Annotated in this window: 13 protein-coding genes; 7 read left to right on the forward strand and 6 right to left on the reverse strand. The window is 49.2% G+C overall.

Features of this window, described 5'->3' with window-relative positions; all coding sequences use genetic code 11:
- The first annotated feature begins 25 nt into the window (after window positions 1-25).
- On the forward strand, window positions 26-850 hold the full coding sequence (gene menB / locus FHS90_RS12350; protein WP_182513274.1) for a 1,4-dihydroxy-2-naphthoyl-CoA synthase: 825 nt from the start codon (window positions 26-28) through the stop codon (window positions 848-850).
- A gap of 416 nt (window positions 851-1,266) precedes the next feature.
- A complete protein-coding gene (locus FHS90_RS12355) occupies window positions 1,267-2,361 on the forward strand; it encodes an AMP-binding protein (protein WP_182513275.1) in 1,095 nt (364 codons plus the stop codon).
- 307 nt (window positions 2,362-2,668) lie between these two features.
- Here FHS90_RS12355 and FHS90_RS12360 read toward each other — a convergent pair whose 3' ends face one another.
- A complete protein-coding gene (locus FHS90_RS12360; RefSeq protein WP_182513276.1) occupies window positions 2,669-3,091 on the reverse strand; it encodes a hypothetical protein in 423 nt (140 codons plus the stop codon).
- Between the two features lie 516 nt (window positions 3,092-3,607).
- On the opposite strand from FHS90_RS12360, the gene FHS90_RS12365 reads away from it, so the two are divergent.
- From FHS90_RS12365 to dnaN, 3 genes are all read left to right on the forward strand, one after another.
- Entirely contained in the window at window positions 3,608-5,158 is a 1,551-nt protein-coding gene (locus tag FHS90_RS12365; RefSeq protein ID WP_182513277.1) for an N-acyl-D-amino-acid deacylase family protein, read from the forward strand.
- 122 nt (window positions 5,159-5,280) lie between these two features.
- The gene (locus FHS90_RS12370; RefSeq protein WP_182513278.1) at window positions 5,281-6,051 is read left to right on the forward strand and encodes a hypothetical protein; all 771 of its coding nucleotides are present in this window, start codon (window positions 5,281-5,283) and stop codon (window positions 6,049-6,051) included.
- A 436-nt stretch (window positions 6,052-6,487) separates the two neighbouring features.
- The gene (gene dnaN / locus FHS90_RS12375) at window positions 6,488-7,612 is read left to right on the forward strand and encodes a DNA polymerase III subunit beta (protein ID WP_066832063.1); all 1,125 of its coding nucleotides are present in this window, start codon (window positions 6,488-6,490) and stop codon (window positions 7,610-7,612) included.
- A 189-nt stretch (window positions 7,613-7,801) separates the two neighbouring features.
- Here dnaN and FHS90_RS12380 read toward each other — a convergent pair whose 3' ends face one another.
- Window positions 7,802-8,146: an energy transducer TonB gene (locus FHS90_RS12380; RefSeq protein ID WP_182513279.1), complete on the reverse strand. Its 345-nt coding sequence runs from the start codon at window positions 8,144-8,146 to the stop codon at window positions 7,802-7,804.
- A gap of 602 nt (window positions 8,147-8,748) precedes the next feature.
- Between FHS90_RS12380 and gldC the strand changes: the two genes are divergently transcribed.
- A complete protein-coding gene (gene gldC / locus FHS90_RS12385) occupies window positions 8,749-9,114 on the forward strand; it encodes a gliding motility protein GldC (RefSeq protein WP_377047720.1) in 366 nt (121 codons plus the stop codon).
- 78 nt (window positions 9,115-9,192) lie between these two features.
- On the opposite strand, the gene FHS90_RS12390 is transcribed toward gldC, so the two are convergent.
- The 4 genes from FHS90_RS12390 to FHS90_RS12405 form a co-directional block, all read right to left on the reverse strand.
- Window positions 9,193-9,675 carry a DUF4890 domain-containing protein gene (locus tag FHS90_RS12390; protein WP_153042609.1) on the reverse strand — a complete coding sequence of 161 codons (483 nt, stop codon included), beginning with the start codon at window positions 9,673-9,675 and terminating at the stop codon, window positions 9,193-9,195.
- 219 nt (window positions 9,676-9,894) lie between these two features.
- Window positions 9,895-10,431, reverse strand: a complete 537-nt coding sequence (gene dcd / locus FHS90_RS12395) for a dCTP deaminase (protein ID WP_066832055.1) — start codon at window positions 10,429-10,431, stop codon at window positions 9,895-9,897.
- Window positions 10,432-10,804: 373 nt separating this feature from the next.
- A complete protein-coding gene (locus tag FHS90_RS12400; RefSeq protein ID WP_182513280.1) occupies window positions 10,805-11,797 on the reverse strand; it encodes an ABC transporter ATP-binding protein in 993 nt (330 codons plus the stop codon).
- 590 nt (window positions 11,798-12,387) lie between these two features.
- Window positions 12,388-13,353: an ROK family protein gene (locus tag FHS90_RS12405; RefSeq protein ID WP_066832051.1), complete on the reverse strand. Its 966-nt coding sequence runs from the start codon at window positions 13,351-13,353 to the stop codon at window positions 12,388-12,390.
- Between the two features lie 577 nt (window positions 13,354-13,930).
- Between FHS90_RS12405 and gyrB the strand changes: the two genes are divergently transcribed.
- Window positions 13,931-15,886, forward strand: a complete 1,956-nt coding sequence (gyrB, locus tag FHS90_RS12410; RefSeq protein WP_182513281.1) for a DNA topoisomerase (ATP-hydrolyzing) subunit B — start codon at window positions 13,931-13,933, stop codon at window positions 15,884-15,886.
- Window positions 15,887-16,096 lie beyond the last annotated feature (210 nt).

Consider the following 16,096-nt stretch of genomic DNA (forward strand, 5'->3'; position numbering starts at 1 on the left):
GAGCCTGATTTATAAAAAACGAGTTATGGAAAGCAACTACACTTGGAGCACCATCAAAGAATATCAGGAGATTCTGTTCCAGTTCTACAACGGCATCGCCAAGATCAGCATCAACCGTCCGCAGGTGCACAACGCGTTCACGCCGCGCACCGTGGCCGAGATGATTGACGCCATGAACATCTGCCGCGACAACTCAGACATCGGGGTGATAATTTTGACTGGCGAGGGCGGGAAAGCCTTCTGTTCGGGCGGCGACCAGAGCGTACGCGGCCACGGCGGCTACGTGGGCGAAGACACCGTTCCGCGCCTGAACGTGCTGGACCTGCAGATGCAAATCAGACGCATTCCCAAGCCCGTGATTGCCATGGTGGCCGGTTGGGCCATTGGTGGCGGGCACGTGCTGCACGTGGTCTGTGACTTATCTATTGCCGCGGAGAACGCCCGCTTCGGACAGACAGGACCCAAAGTAGGTTCCTTTGACGGTGGTTTTGGGGCGTCTTACCTGGCCCGCATTGTAGGCCAGAAGAAAGCCCGCGAAATCTGGTACCTCTGCGACCAATACAACGCGCAGGAAGCCCTGGACATGGGCCTGGTGAACAAAGTGGTGCCGCTGGAGCAACTGGAGGAAACCACGGTAGAATGGTGCCAGAAGATTCTGGAGAAAAGCCCGCTGGCCCTGCGCATGCTCAAAGCCTCTTTCAACGCCGAACTAGACGGGCAGTCGGGTATTCAGCAGTTGGCCGGAGATGCTACCTTGCTATACTATCTTTCAGACGAAGCCAAGGAAGGCAAAAACGCATTCCTGGAGAAGCGCAAACCGGATTTCTCTAAGTATCCTAAGTTCCCTTAAGCGGAGCAAGTATCACGTATCACGTAGCAAGACTTTTTGTTTGAGTAGAGCGTAATGAGCCAGTGAAGTCATTTTCATGAAAATTAGGCACGCATTCCGTCCCCCTTTGAAGGGGGTAGGGGGATGATTACTCGTGCAGATTTACTCGTGCAGTGCCACGCATTTCCAAGAATTGATTTTCCATTCCGCTTGATTAAAGTTAGAGGGTCTAGAGCGGCCTTAGTCATCCCGGGCCTTCAAAGGGGGACGGAATGCGTGCCTAAAGTTTAGAAATTAGAAAACGGAGCAGTTCTAGGCTAAAACCTGAAAACTGCTCCGCTTTCTTTTACAGGTTTCTGTTTCTTTGCGTATAGCACTTGACAATTGAATTTATTCGTTTGTCTTGCTACTTGATACGCACTACTTGATACCCACCTATGCCAGACCACCTGCTGCTCAACCAGAAGAAGTTTTTCTTAGACGAAATCCAGCACTACTCGTTCCGGGAGAGCATTCCCATTGACGGGTATGAGGCCAAGACGCTGGAGTTCTGCAAAAACTGGCTGCAGGGCGTGCAGGAGTTTGCTATTCAGACGTCGGGGAGCACGGGCACGCCCAAGTGGCTGGAATTGAGCCGTGACCGCATGGAAGCCAGTGCCAAACGCACGCTTCGCCTGTTTGATTTGCAACCTGAAGACCGGGTGCTGGTTTGCCTGAACACTGAATACATTGCCGGCATGATGATGCTGGTGCGCGGGTTTGTGGGGCAGCTGCACATGACCATCGTAGAGCCATCGGGGAACCCGCTGGTGCGCGTGGACCCCGCGTCAGCCTTTGACTTTGTGGCCCTGGTGCCGCTGCAACTGCAGACCATTCTGGAACAGACGCCGGAGAAAGTGGGGCAGCTGAACCGTATGAAAGCAATTTTACTGGGTGGCGCACCAGTTTCAAAGCAGCTGGAAAAGGCGGTGCAGGCGCTGGAAGTGCCGGTGTACCAAAGCTACGGCATGACTGAAACGGTTTCGCACGTAGCGGTGCGGCGCTTGAATGGCGCTGAGAGAACAGACTCCTACACCGCCCCGGCGGAAGTTACGCTCGGCCAGGACGAACGCGGCTGCCTCACCATCATGGCTGATGTGACCGGCGGCGAGGTGCTGGTGACCAATGACCGCGTGGAGATGATAGATGCGCATTCGTTTAAATGGCTCGGCCGCGCCGATAATACTATCAACTCCGGCGGGGTGAAGGTGCAGCTGGAAAAGGTGGAAAGTGCGTTGGAAGATGCGCTGCACCAACTCGGCATGAGCCGCCGGTGCTTCGCCGCTGCCCTTCCAGATGAAAGTTTAGGCGAGCGGCTCATTGCTGTGTTGGAAGGAAGTCCGCTCGCGGATGAGGAGGAGCAGAACCTGAAAGGCATGTTGAGTGAACAGCTGGGCAAATATGAGATTCCCAAGCAGTTTGGTTACTTGCCAAGGTTGCCTGAGACGGCTACCGGCAAAATTGACCGCCGCGGCGGAATGGCATTGTTGTAATTGCCTTTTAAGTATATTTAAAATCTTGTAAGTGCCTTATGTAATAAGAGCCTTAGCTATAAACGCGGCATTACTTTTTTTCCTTATTGTAAACTACCATTGCCTCATAGTATTTCAGTACATTTAATTTTAGTTTTGATTTTTCATTGTCAGAAACCATATCTTTTAGTAATTCTGGAGAAAAAGGTTGGATAGGGCCGCCATCTTTTTGTATAAATTGAAAAAAAACTTCCCCTATTTTGCCTGTAAATGGTTTAGGTAGATAAGAATAAGCATTGATCCTCCCTTTTATGTTTGTGAAAAGCCATCAACTATCATTGGCTATACCTACTGAAGAGGCAACACCAGCGGGATCAACCGCTAAAATGGACAATGTTTGGTTTGGGTAAATACGCAGAGGCTTTTGTAATGTGTCTTTTTTTGCTTTTGACACAGCGGGCATTAGAAATACCTTCTTGTCCTCAAAATTTATCTTAGCGAGAACTTGCTTCTGGGTGCTGTCTTTAAAAGTAATGATGTAGGCTGACTCAGGGTTATAGGCCATTTTCTGCAGGATAGCCGGAAGATTAATTCCAACACCAACAGTAGTATTCATATGAAACTGCCGGGAGGAGTGCGTGGCATGCACCTTTGCCATATCATTTACATATTGCCTTGGAACATTTTGGGCAATTCCTGGTGTCATGGAAAAAAGCCAGGCCATAAAAAGCATCAAGTAGATAAGCCGCATAGCGTAATGTTAAAAGTCAGCCCAAAATGGTTATGCTAAGTAAAGATTTATAAATAAAATCATTCCGTACGTTCTGAATATCTTTTGCTTGTGTTTGATAAATAAATTAAGGTCTTACCTAATGATAGTAACTTTCACCTAATCTTTCATCTTAAAGAACCAGGTGTTAAATCTATTTTATGAGCCTGTTTAGTGTTTTCTGATCATAGGCGTAAGTTTCTGCTTTTTGGTAGTCTTTTGAAGTTGTTTGCTTCTGTTTCTGGCCTGTTTTCGCAAAAGAAGAGCCAAAACAGCGACACAAGCGGGTGCTGTCGCCAGTACAGAAGCTATCTAAAGCTCAGTTTTGGAAATGCTAAACAGGCTCTCTTTTTAATTAATCAACCCATCCTTTTTCTTTCTGTTTCATATCTGCTTTTTCAGGAATAAGATAAAAACACAAAGACCGGAGCAGCCAGGAGGCGGTTTGGTAAATGAGAGCCAATGCGTAATTTACGGCTTCAGACCATGACTGCAGCTATGATTCGCAATTCCCTCTTCTCTTTTCTGTGCCTGTTGGTGCTGGCAGGCTGCACGCCCAAGGTTAGTCCATTTCAGAAGTTTCTTCAGGCAAATTCCAGCAAAAGTTTTGACGTTCTCATTGATAACGGCCAGGTGGTGGACGGAACCGGCAAAGCAGGGTACACCGCTGATATTCTGGTGCGCGGTGATTCCATTGCTTTTATTGGTGAAGTAGACGAAAACCTGGTGCAGGTTGCCAAAACCATTGACGCCAAAGGCAAAGTAGTCACGCCCGGGTTCATTGATACCCACGCCCACGGCAACCCCACCGGCAAAAGAGGCTTCATGAACTTCCTGGCCATGGGTGCCACTACCATTACCCTGGGCAACGACGGCGACAGCCCCAGCCAAGATCTGGAAAGTTGGCTGCAACGGGTAGGTGCCACTGGGTCAGAAGTGAACATGGCCACGTTTGTAGGGCATGGCAGCATCAGAATGGCTTCGGGCATTAAATATGACTCCCTGCCCACCCAGGCGCAGTTGGAGAAAATGGGACAGCTGTTGCGGGAGCAACTGGATTTGGGTGCCATTGGCCTTTCCACCGGATTAGAATACCTGCCCGGTTTGTACGCGCCCGCTTATGAGATGGAGTATCTGGCCAAAGTGGTAGGGGAGAAGGGCAAGTTCATTACCAGCCACGTGCGCAATGAAGATGACAACGCCGTAGAGGCTTCTTTGGAGGAACTGCTCATGCAAGGCCAGCATTGCCCGGTGCACGTGTCGCACATAAAAGTGGTGTATGGCCAAGGCAAGGAACGCGCCGAGCAAATTTTGCAGCAGCTGGAACGGGCGCGGCAGCAGGGCATACGCGTCACCGCAGATGTGTACCCGTACACGGCCTCGTTTACGGGCATCAGCATTCTCTTCCCGGAGTGGGCCTTGCCGCCGCATGATTTCGGGCAGGTGGTCGCCGCACGGCGGAAAGAATTGGCCACCTATCTGCGTAACCGCGTCTTAAAGAGGAACGGCCCCGAGGCGACGCTGCTAGGTTCTGGGCCGTTTGCGGGCAAGACGTTGGCCCAACTGGCGCAGGAAAAGCAGAAGCCGTTTGAAGACGTGCTCATAGAGGACATCAAACCCGGCGGGGCCTCAGCGGCGTATTTTGTGATGGATCAGGAGTTGCAGGCCCGGTTTATCACAGACCCCAGCACCATGATCTGCTCAGATGGTGGCCCAGACATGCGCCACCCGCGCGGCTACGGCTCCTTCCCGCTCATCATTGAAGAATACGTGGTCAAGCAGAAACTGCTCACCCTGCCGCAGGCTATCCGTAAAATGACCTCCCTGCCTGCACAAACCATGGGCCTTACAGACAGGGGCGAGATTGCCATTGGTAAGAAGGCTGATATACTGGTTTTTGCCCCAGAGAAAGTAAAGGCTACCGCTACCTATGAAAACCCATTTCAGCTGGCTGAAGGGTTTGACACCATTCTGGTTAACGGGAAAGTGAGCAAGATGCAAGGCCAGTTTTTAGGGGTTAAAAACGGAGAGATGGTGCAAAGAAACTGATTTTTAGCGGATGATATATTGGTATTGTGCTATCAAAATTTATTTTAAGAAATATGGGGAGATAATGGGCTTGAATTAAGCCAATTCCGTAAGAGATGATTTTCTGTTTAATTTCTCTTACAATGAAAAAACTGCTATTCAAGATTTCTATACTGTTTGCGCTCCCCTTCCTGTTTTCCTGTGAAAAAGAAGTAGTAGATCCTTCAGAAGAGGCCCAGGCGCTTGCCTTGGTTTCAGAAAGCCGGGAAGCCAGCTGCCAGGACTTTTCCTACTTCCATAAATATGACGGCCGGGTTAGCCTGGGGAATGCTTGGGGCAAATTGGTGCTGGTGGGTTTTGCTGAAGGCGTGCCCCTACAGGCAAAAAAGTGGCTTTTATCACTGCACCCGCAGGTGGACAGCATTGAAGGGGAGACCTTCTTAGACTCAGGGGTGCTCACCATTGTTCGGCTAAAGCCAAACAGCACCTGCTTTGACGCCACTAAACTGATGAAGCGGCTGGAGAAGCACCCGAGCGTTCTATTTGCCAATCCCACCTTTTCTACTCCCTCTGAAGACCCGGCTGTAGATGCCTGGCTGGGTGTTTCAAATGAATTTTTGGTTTCTATTGAAGGAAGCGGCACTTTAGCCCAGTTAGAGCAGCTGGTACAGAAAACGAACACCAAAATAGTCTTCTCTTTGTCAGATGAAATTCATATTCTAAGTGCTGATAAAAAGGCGGCAGGCAGTGTTCTAGAGGTGGTTTCGCAATTTAATGAGCAATCTTTCATCACCTTGGCTGAGCCTAACCTGTTGTTCCAGTTCTCCCCCAGCGCTGCTAGCCCTGATAGGGCCCGCGCGGCACGTTCATTTTCTGATTCTAAGCAACGGTTCCTGAAAAAGGCGCGCAGGTAATAGGCAAACTGGCAAGCTCCTTTCAACTGGCAAGCTCCTTTCAATTAGAAAGGCTAGATCCATTTGTCTATAGGGTTAGAAGTGACGGCAGGGTCCCTTTCAGGCCAGATAGTTTGGTGTTCCGTTTCATCTTTAGGAAATGGGGCGGCTCAGTGCTGCATGCCCCTTGTGGGCTGTGGTGTCTATTGTACCAGAATACTTCAAGTTCCTGTTAAAGAAGACCACCTGTTTTAGGGCTGTTTTCTGAAAAACAGCCCTAAAACAGGAACAGGTACTAAAAGCTGGCGGGAGAGCTGAAGTTGCGGTGAAAACTGAAAAGCCGCCCTCGCTGCCGGTGATCAAAAAAAGGGGAGAATGGTGGCGGTGGCGGTAGGAAAAAATCCTTTTTTGGTTAACTTTGCCCTATTAAAGACCTTTCGCTAAACGACTATACCGCATGAAATTCATTGTATCTTCTACGGCGCTGCTCAAGCAGCTTACCAGCATTAACGGGGTAGTGGCCAACAACCCGGTAGTGCCTATTCTGGAAAACTTCCTGTTTGAGATCAACGACGGTGTTCTCACCATCACCGCCAGCGACTTGGAGACATCCATGATTACGGAGATACACGTGGAGGCCCGTGAGAACGGACGCATTGCCGCCCCGGCCCGTATCTTGATAGATACCCTGAAAAACCTGCCTGACCAGCCGGTGACGTTTACCATTGATGAAGAAACTTACACCATAGAGATCAGCTCTTCAAACGGACGTTACAAGCTGTCTGGTGAGAATGCCACTGATTTCCCTAAGGTACCGGTGGTGAGAGGCGGGAACGCCATTGAGATTCCCTCAAACGTGTTGAGCCGGGCTATCACCAAAACCATCTTTGCGGTGAGCAATGATGAGTTGCGGCCCGCCATGACCGGTATCTACATCCAGTTGAACAGCGACAACATCACGTTTGTGGCCACAGACGGGCACCGCCTGCTGCGTTACCGCCGCAAAGATATTGGCAGCGAAAACGCTACGTCAATTATCATTCCTAAAAAGGCATTCAACCTGCTCAAGTCTACTTTGCCAAGTGAGGCTACGGCGGTGCGGGTTGAGTTTAATACCTCAAACGCTTTCTTCAGCTTTGACAACATCAGAATGATCTGCCGTTTGATTGATGAGCGTTACCCAGACTATGAGAACGTGATTCCGGTGCAGAACCCTAACAAACTGAGCATTGACCGGTATGACTTCCTGAGCTCAGTGAAGCGTATCTCTATTTACTCAAATAAAACCACCCATCAGGTCCGTCTCAGAATTACTGGCAGTGAACTACAGATCTCTGCAGAAGATCTGGATTTCTCTAACGAAGCCAGCGAACGTCTTACGTGCCAGTATGACGGCGAGGACATGGAAATTGGTTTCAACGCGAAGTTCCTGACCGAGATGCTGAACAACATGGACTCAGACGAAATCACGCTGGAACTGTCTACCCCTAACCGAGCCGGTCTTTTGATGCCAGCCAACACAGATGAGGAGGAAAGCATCTTAATGCTGGTAATGCCGGTAATGCTGAACAATTACGTATAGTACTACTTCTCCATCCAGAAGAAAAGAAGCCTCCCCAGTGACTCTGGGGAGGCTTCTTTTTTAGGTCACGCCATTCGTGTTTTTTAGTAGCGGGGTACTACCAAAAGGAATGGCTCATCTGTTGGTTGTATAGCTATTTTTTTAAGGCAGGCCTCTTATCTAACCCTAACAGGGAAGGAGTAGGTGTCATCAATTCCCTTCTTCAAGAGCAGGAGCAAAATTGGGCAGCGTGTTCACAACTCTTAATACCTCCTCGTCAATATCTGGGTGAACATACTTTACAATTGACGGAGAATGGATCTTGCCTTCCTTTGTAACTATAAAATGTACGACGGTTGTTCCTGCGACCCTACTTCTACTGGTTTCCTGCGGCATTTTAAAACTGGTCATCACCAGTTTCATGAGGGTGCTTGGGCCTCCCGGAAAATCAGGAAAAGAAAAATGCGGATAATATGGGATGGTTGTTTTACCATCTTCAGCAAAACATTCACCTGTCACCAGCTCCCCTTTGCTGAATATTTCGCGCCTAAGCAACTTTCAGCTGGGTTAGTAGCCAACCGCCTCACCTTCCGGCTTGCCGTTCCTCTTTACACCCCTGTAGTAGAGCTGGCCGTTCTCATGCCATTTGCTTATTTGGACTTCTGCACTGGTATAGAGTTGTCCCTCTTTCACCTGGCCATTTTTATAATAGTACCTGGTAGGCCCTTGCTGTTTATATAAGTCTTTAGACACCTTGACAGCAGCATCTTCATAAAACTTTTGGCCTGACCTATAAAAAGTGTTTTGGAGCCTCCTCTCTTTTTTTGAACCTGTATAGGTGGTAACTCTTTAATAAACAGCCCCCTCTTTTTCTGCTGTAGCCTTGTACTACTGGTTTAAATATACCGTGTCAGTCTGGCTCTAGGCCGTTAAACCTGTAAAAGCCAGAAGAACAGTTAAACCTGGTTGTTTCATGTATAGTATCTTGAGTATAAGTAATCTTCAAATGAAAGATAGTTTTTAATAGAATTTAGGAAATGGTTAAAAGGCCTACTTTTAAATAGCTATGGGCCCGGAGTTTTTCAACTTTCTCCCAGAACTGAGAAAAACAGTTTACCTTTGCGCTTTCAGAAATCAGCGCCCCGGCGCGAAAGAACATGAAGCAGATGAAAAAATCAGAGATACATTTTAGTATTGCCCTGGATGACCAACGCGTACCAGAGGCCATCAGTTGGACCGCCACCGATGCCGGTACTGATATCCATTTCGCTAAGGCCATCAACATTGCCCTATGGGACAGAAATGATTCTGGAACCATGAAAATTGACCTCTGGACCAAAGACATGCCGGTAGATGAGATGAAGTATTTCTACATTGACACCCTTGGTGCTATGGCCCAGAGTTTAGAGACAGCCACCAGTGACAAGGTGATGGCTGAGAAAATGCGTACGCTTTGCCAGGAGTTAATGCAACACGTAGAAGAACAGCAAAAAAGAAACGCAGCCCAGAACCCCCAGTCCTAAATCACCAGATCAGACTTCTATAAAAGCAGAAAGCCGCCTGAATGGGCGGCTTTCTGCTTTTATAAATTAGTTGGCGTCTTAGTTCTTAGAAGGAGAAGCCTCTTTGATCACTGCCACCTCGGCGGCAGGGAAAGAACGTTTCGCATCTTCCTTGTCTTGGGCAACCAGGGTTTTGGCCACCTTGGAGTTCTGCTTCTGCAATTTTACAGCATATTCGCGGTCAAAACTATTGAAAGACTTGCGGGAGCTGTAGTATTGGGAGTACTGGGCAGTGCTCAGCAGATTGGCCAGCTCAACGTCCCGCTCCTTACACACCCCATTGATACATTTCTCCAGTTCAGCTTTGTCATTGGCGTGCTTGGCCTCAAACTCCACCATTTTTCTGGCTTTTTCCAGGTTTATCTGTCTGATCTTACGGGACTGATAGTTGTTCAACTGCAGTTCTCTGATCATTTTATCTGAAAGGTTCTGGGCGCGTTGCTCGGCGGTTCCGGTATTTTGGGCGAAAGAAACCACACTAGCTAACATCATCACTACCAATGCATATGCTAATCTTTTCATCGTCTTCAGGTTTTGGTTTATACTACACAACATCCGTGCCATCTATCTTAGAACAAAACTGAAGGGAAAATAGTTGGCTACCCTGTAAAAAAGAACGGGGGCAAGCGCCTTTTGTTGCTTTCTGCAAAGCGCTTTGCAGCTTTTACCTGAAATTCTTCCCCTGTTGCAACTGCCTTCACAGAATGGTGCAATGAAGATTGTTTGCACAGGGAAACTACGTTAAAAGTTGTTCTTCCACATCATAGACTCAACCGGGTACACGGTGCGGTCATTGTATTTGGCGTTGCTTTTCTGGTTGTAGTAGTTTTCAATACCGCCCTTAACCTCAAAGTAAATGAGCTGGCCAATAGGCATCTGGTGGTAAACCCGCACTTTCTGGCTGACAGAGATCTCTAAGGTCCAGTGGTTGCAGAAGCCTACATCACCTTTCCCGGCGGTGGCATGAATGTCTATGCCCAACCGGCCCACACTTGATTTGCCCTCTAAAAAAGGGACGTGGGCATGGGTTTCGGTGTATTCCTCGGTAACACCCAGGTACAATTTGCCGGGCTCCAACACAAACCCTTCGGCGGGGATTTCAAATGTTTCTATCTGATTGTGCTTGCGGGCATCAAGAACTTCATCTTTATAAGAGGCCAGGTATTTCCCAAGATGAACGTCATAGGAGTTGGTGCCCAGGCAGGTACGGTCATACGGCTCTATCAAAATGGTACCTTTTTCTATTTCTTCCAGTATCTGGCGGTCAGTGAGGATCATGCTGGTTATAAGCTAATTTTGGAGATGCAAGGTACACCTAAATTCTGTTTCTTGCCACGCAGAGGGCGTATTCTGTTTTGGGGCTGTTTTCTGAAAAACAGCCCCAAAACAGAATACGCCCATCAGGGGAAACCGGCATGGTTTACCCCAGACTAGAAGTGGACCAATGGAAAATCTTCTCTGACTGTCTTTCTATAAAAGTTACTTCTTTTGGGAAACTGAGAAGCTGTTTAACGTTTGCCGTTTTCTTCTTTAAAAGACTTTGGCTGGCATAAGCGTGCGCCCCGTTTTGGGCCTGCTTTCACAAAAACAGGCCAGAAACAGAAGCCCAAGTCATAGACGGACCCTCCTGGAGGAACTAGAAAAGAAAGCCCTACACCACATCTGATGATAAAAACCAGAACGAATCAGCAGTAAGAGAAAGAAATAGCTCAGCTCCCGGCAGGAGTTGCGCATTGTCTGTTCTAACCAGTATGGGCTGGGAGGCGCCTTTTAGAAGAACTTCCACTTCATAATAGGCACCGTAAAATACTTTCCCCACAATAGTGCCTCTAAGGCCTGATCTGCCATCCCTCAGGATGGTGAGCTGTTCTGGCCGCAGGAAGAGGGAATTCGCTTGACTATCTGAGACTATACCCTGTAAGAGTTCTGCTGGCACCAGATTGTACTTCCCAAAAAGGCCGGCCACGTATTCATCTTTCGGCTCATAATATACCTGCTGGGGTGAGCCCTGCTGAATAATTTCGCCTTGGCGCATGATCAGCAGGTGGTCTGCCCAGGAGAGGGTGTCCTGCGGATCATGGGAAATCAGGATACAGGTAATGCCCAAGGTTTCCCCCACTTCCTGAATAGTTGTTTTCAAGACGTTCTTATGGAGGGGGTCTAAGTTAGAGAATGGCTCATCCAGCAGAAGCAGGCCAGGGGAGGTGAGGAGGAGCCTGGCCAGCGCAATCCGCTGTTTTTCCCCGCCAGACAACTGGTCTGTGCGTCTCTTCAGCAAGTGCGAAATGCGGCACACCTCAAATAGCTGTTCGGCGTCCTGCGCGTCAAGGGTATTGGCATACCGCAGCACCTGTTCTACCCGCAAAAATTCCGGCAGCTCATGCTGCTGGGAGAGATAGGCAATGCGTTCGTGTCCCGCCACCAACTGCTCTGCTGGTCCAAACACCTTCTCCTTTTCAAAAAAGATGCTGCCTGTATCTGGCTGAACCAGCCCGGCTACCATTTTGAGGAGGGTGCTTTTCCCGGAGCCGGTTTCGCCGGCAATCGCAATTTTTTGGTGCTCGCGCTGGGAAAAAGAAACATCCTTCACCACCCATCCTTTCTCTTCCCGCTTACTGATGCCAGTGACCTGTAAAAAACTCATAGGCCCAAAGATACAACCTAGGGGCATCTAAGACCTTATCTCAACTTTTGTTTTCCTAGGTGATGCGTAAACCAGGTGCTGATGATATAGTTAAAATCAATAATTGAGATGGAGGTGGAGTGGAAAAGAAAGACTGCTTCAAAAGGCTTTAGGGCGTGTTTTTATTTATCTTTTGTACTACAAAGTGGTTTCAGAAGAACCTGTCTTTGCCTTTTCCTCTCACCGTAGCCCTGCTACGCTGCTCAAAAATGGCTTCGCCAGTACCTTTCGCTCCCCATTTTCCGCTGCAAAACAAAAATGTAAACAGGCTCTTAGTCAGTTCTATCCTTGGTTTAATGGGTATGAAATTGAGAAGCTGTTTAGGTTTTTCTTAGAAAGGCATTTTGCAAAGATTTAAGTTTCTGTTTTCGGGCTGTTTTTACAAAAACAGCCCGAAAACAGAAACCACTGGCTGGTGAAAAACCTTACCCGGCAGCCTTTGCCTCCCGGTTTCAAAAACTCTGAACAGCTTCTGACTTAAAACTTCTGACTTAAAAAAGAAAGCCCAGTTGTAGTGACAACTGGGCTTCAGAAATATTAGTTTGAAAAGACTAGCGTTCCATTTCTTTCCAGGCCAAAGCGGCGGCACCCATTACGGCGGTATTGTTTAGGCCAAGGCCTGACGGAAGGATTTTTACTTTTCCTTTGAAGATGCTTAACAGGTTCTTCTCCAGGTGGTATCTTACCGGGTCAAATAGCAACTCCTCGGCCCGTACCAGTCCGCCAAACAGGAAGATGGCTTCTGGGCTCAAATGTGCTACGGTATCGGCTAATTTCATGCCCAGCACCTTGCCCGTGTACTCAAAACAGTCAATGGCAATCTTGTCACCACGTTTGGCGGCTTGGGTGATCATCTCAGCGGTTAGGTCATTGAAGCTGACGCCGCGCAGTTCGCTGTAATCTGTATAATCAGCTAAGAATTTATAAACGGTGCGCTTGATGCCGGTGGCCGAAACATAGGTTTCTAAACAACCCCGGCGGCCGCAACCGCACACGCGGCCAGAGCCCTTCACGTTCACCAGGGTATGGCCTAATTCGCCGGCGTTGCCGTCTGCCCCATACACCAGTTCTCCGTTTACCACAATCCCGCTGCCCAGGCCAGTGCCCAATGTCACCACAACAAAGTTCTTCATGTTCTTGGCCCCGCCGTAGATCATTTCTCCAATGGCGGCTGCATTGGCATCATTGGTCAGGAAAACCGGCAGTTTGAAATATGACTGCAGCAGCTCTACCAGCGGTACTGAGCCATGCCACTTCAGGTTGGGCGCGTTTTCAATGGTACCGGTGTAGAAGTTGCCGTTAGGGGCACCCACGCCTACGCCAATAAGACGCGCCTCGTCTTCTATTTTTTTGAATTTGGCCTGCACCTCCTGGTAGAAGAGGCGGAGAAAGTCATGCACGGTTTCCCCTTCAGCGGTAGAAATCTCACCCTGGGTTAAGCTGATGCCGTCACGGTCTAAGAAACCGAACTTGGTGTTGGTACCCCCAATGTCAATACCTAAAATTACGTCCTTCATGAGTGTTTGTACAGATTGGTGCGATGAGGCGTTTGCGCATGGAATGCGGTATGCCCGGAAGCAATTGATTTTACGAGGTGGAAACTTAACAATAAACCCGCGAAACGCCAAAATATTCCCGCCACCTTACGCGTTTAATCCCATTTTTTGCCCGAGACTTCTGGAATAACCCCCAGCCTCAGCTTAAAAAGAGCGGATTTTCACCACCATTCTGAATTTGGTACTGATGTTTGGGGAGTCATTCTTCTGTTAAAATGTTATGTGGGCAGCCGGTGATGCCTGGGGCTTGGGGAGTAGGGCAGGGGGAAGACATCTGCCTTTCCAATACCCACGCCCCGCAGGTTGCCCCACCTAAACTTATACAATGGCCGCTTTTATTCTGGTTTTGCCCTGAATTCCAAAAAGTAGCCCGAAAACAGCACGGGGAAGTCAGAAATACAGGTATCTACAGGGAATGGAAGGGCTGAGAAATAGGGCTCAGGATCATTCAGCTTCTGCTATATTAATAGGCAAATCATTGGCAAATGCAGATAAAAATGCGTATTTTTGTATGTTAATAACCCACCGAATAAACTAGATGAGTGACATCGAACAAAACAACATGACCGCCTATTCCGCAGACAGTATCCAGGTGCTTGAAGGCTTGGAGGCAGTGCGTAAACGGCCAGCCATGTACATCGGCGATATAGGCATTAAAGGTCTGCACCACCTGGTCTGGGAGGTAGTAGACAACTCCATAGATGAAGCCCTTGCCGGGCATTGTGACGAAATCTCGGTCACTATTCACACAGACAATTCCATTTCAGTTTCTGATAACGGCCGCGGTATTCCGGTTGACTTCCACCAGAAAGAGGGCCGGTCGGCGCTGGAGGTGGTTATGACGGTTCTGCACGCGGGCGGTAAGTTTGACAAAGACTCATACAAGGTTTCAGGGGGGCTGCACGGCGTGGGGGTTTCCTGCGTGAACGCGCTGTCTACTGACCTGCACGTAACGGTTCACCGCAACGGCAAAATGTATGAGCAGCATTACAACATTGGGGTTCCGGCGTACCCGGTGCGTGAGATTGGCACCACTGAGAAAACCGGTACCACGGTGCACTTCCAGCCAGATGCCAGCATCTTTACGGTTACCGAATACAAATACGAAACCGTAGCCAGCCGCTTGCGCGAACTGGCGTTCCTGAACAAAGGCATCAGAATCAACCTCACAGACCTGCGTGAGATGAATGATGCGGGTGAGCCTCTCAATGAGTCTTTTTACTCAGAAGGCGGTCTGCAGGAGTTTGTGGCCTATCTGGAGGAAACCCGGGTGAACCTGATTCCTACGCCCATTTATGTGGAAAGCGAAAAAGGGGGAATTCCGGTAGAGATTGCGTTGAACTACAACACGTCTTACACAGAGAACATCTTCTCTTACGTGAACAACATCAACACCCATGAAGGCGGTACGCACGTGGCCGGTTTCCGCCGCGCGCTCACCCGTACCCTGAAAGCCTATGCAGAGCGATCTGGCATGCTGGAGAAAGCCAAGGTGGAGATTCAGGGAGACGACTTCAGGGAGGGGCTGACCGCGGTTATTTCTGTGAAGGTGCAGGAGCCGCAGTTTGAGGGCCAGACCAAAACCAAGCTGGGGAACTCAGACGTGATGGGCGCCGTGGACACCGTGGTGGGGGAAATCCTGAACCAGTTCCTGGAAGAAAACCCCAAAGAAGCCAAGATCATCATCCAGAAGGTGATCCTGGCGGCGCAGGCGCGCCTGGCGGCCCGTAAGGCCCGCGAGATGGTGCAGCGTAAGAACGTGATGGGCGGTTCCGGTTTGCCCGGTAAGCTGGCCGACTGCTCTGACAGTGATCCTGAGAACTGTGAGCTGTATCTGGTAGAGGGTGACTCAGCCGGTGGCTCAGCCAAGCAGGGCCGCGACCGTAAGTTCCAGGCCATTCTTCCGCTGCGCGGAAAAATCCTGAACGTAGAGAAGGCGCAGGAGCACCGCATCTATGAGAACGAGGAGATCAAGAACATGATCACCGCCCTGGGGGTGAGCTTTGGGACTCCGGAAGATGACAAGGCGTTGAACATGACCAAGCTGCGCTACCACAAAGTCATTATCATGACAGATGCTGACGTGGACGGTTCTCACATCAGGACCTTGATTCTGACGTTCTTCTTCCGGTACATGCGCGATCTGATTGACAACGGCTATATCTATATTGCATTGCCGCCGCTGTATCTGGTGAAGAAAGGCAAGGAAGAGCGTTACTGCTGGACAGAGCAGGACCGTGTAGAGGCCATTGCCGAACTGGGCAAAGGGAAAGACGAGAGCGTGGGCGTACAGCGCTACAAAGGTCTTGGGGAGATGAACCCTGAGCAGCTTTGGGAAACCACCATGCGCCCAGATACCCGCAGCTTAAAAAGAGTATCGGTAGAGTCGGCGGCTGAGGCAGACCACTTGTTCTCCATGCTGATGGGTGATGAGGTGGCGCCCCGCCGTGACTTTATTGAACGCAACGCCAAATACGCCAAAGTTGACGTGTAAGGCAAAATAAGTAACACTGGCTGTTTTCCGTTTTCGGGCTGTTTTTCCTAAAACAGGGCTAAAACAGATACCCATGTGCACCGTTAGTAACTAGAAACCATTAACAGAAAGGCCTGCAGGACGCAGGCTTTTCTGTTTTGAGTTGTGGCAGGCAACAAAAAGCTGTTAACTTAGCAAGGGGATATCCAGTAGGTGAGAATATCCCCGTTG

Source organism: Rufibacter ruber, from assembly GCF_014138425.1.
In the GTDB taxonomy this organism is placed as follows: domain Bacteria; phylum Bacteroidota; class Bacteroidia; order Cytophagales; family Hymenobacteraceae; genus Nibribacter; species Nibribacter ruber_C.

What these genes read in the sequence shown, in the direction of transcription:
- menB (WP_182513274.1), top strand. Translation starts at nt 26, where the DNA reads ATGGAAAGCAACTACACTTGGAGCACCATCAAAGAATATCAGGAGATT.
- FHS90_RS12355 (WP_182513275.1), top strand. Translation starts at nt 1,267, where the DNA reads ATGCCAGACCACCTGCTGCTCAACCAGAAGAAGTTTTTCTTAGACGAA.
- FHS90_RS12360 (WP_182513276.1), bottom strand. Translation starts at nt 3,091, where the DNA reads ATGCGGCTTATCTACTTGATGCTTTTTATGGCCTGGCTTTTTTCCATG.
- FHS90_RS12365 (WP_182513277.1), top strand. Translation starts at nt 3,608, where the DNA reads ATGATTCGCAATTCCCTCTTCTCTTTTCTGTGCCTGTTGGTGCTGGCA.
- FHS90_RS12370 (WP_182513278.1), top strand. Translation starts at nt 5,281, where the DNA reads ATGAAAAAACTGCTATTCAAGATTTCTATACTGTTTGCGCTCCCCTTC.
- dnaN (WP_066832063.1), top strand. Translation starts at nt 6,488, where the DNA reads ATGAAATTCATTGTATCTTCTACGGCGCTGCTCAAGCAGCTTACCAGC.
- gldC (WP_377047720.1), top strand. Translation starts at nt 8,749, where the DNA reads ATGAAGCAGATGAAAAAATCAGAGATACATTTTAGTATTGCCCTGGAT.
- FHS90_RS12390 (WP_153042609.1), bottom strand. Translation starts at nt 9,675, where the DNA reads ATGAAAAGATTAGCATATGCATTGGTAGTGATGATGTTAGCTAGTGTG.
- dcd (WP_066832055.1), bottom strand. Translation starts at nt 10,431, where the DNA reads ATGATCCTCACTGACCGCCAGATACTGGAAGAAATAGAAAAAGGTACC.
- FHS90_RS12400 (WP_182513280.1), bottom strand. Translation starts at nt 11,797, where the DNA reads ATGAGTTTTTTACAGGTCACTGGCATCAGTAAGCGGGAAGAGAAAGGA.
- FHS90_RS12405 (WP_066832051.1), bottom strand. Translation starts at nt 13,353, where the DNA reads ATGAAGGACGTAATTTTAGGTATTGACATTGGGGGTACCAACACCAAG.
- gyrB (WP_182513281.1), top strand. Translation starts at nt 13,931, where the DNA reads ATGAGTGACATCGAACAAAACAACATGACCGCCTATTCCGCAGACAGT.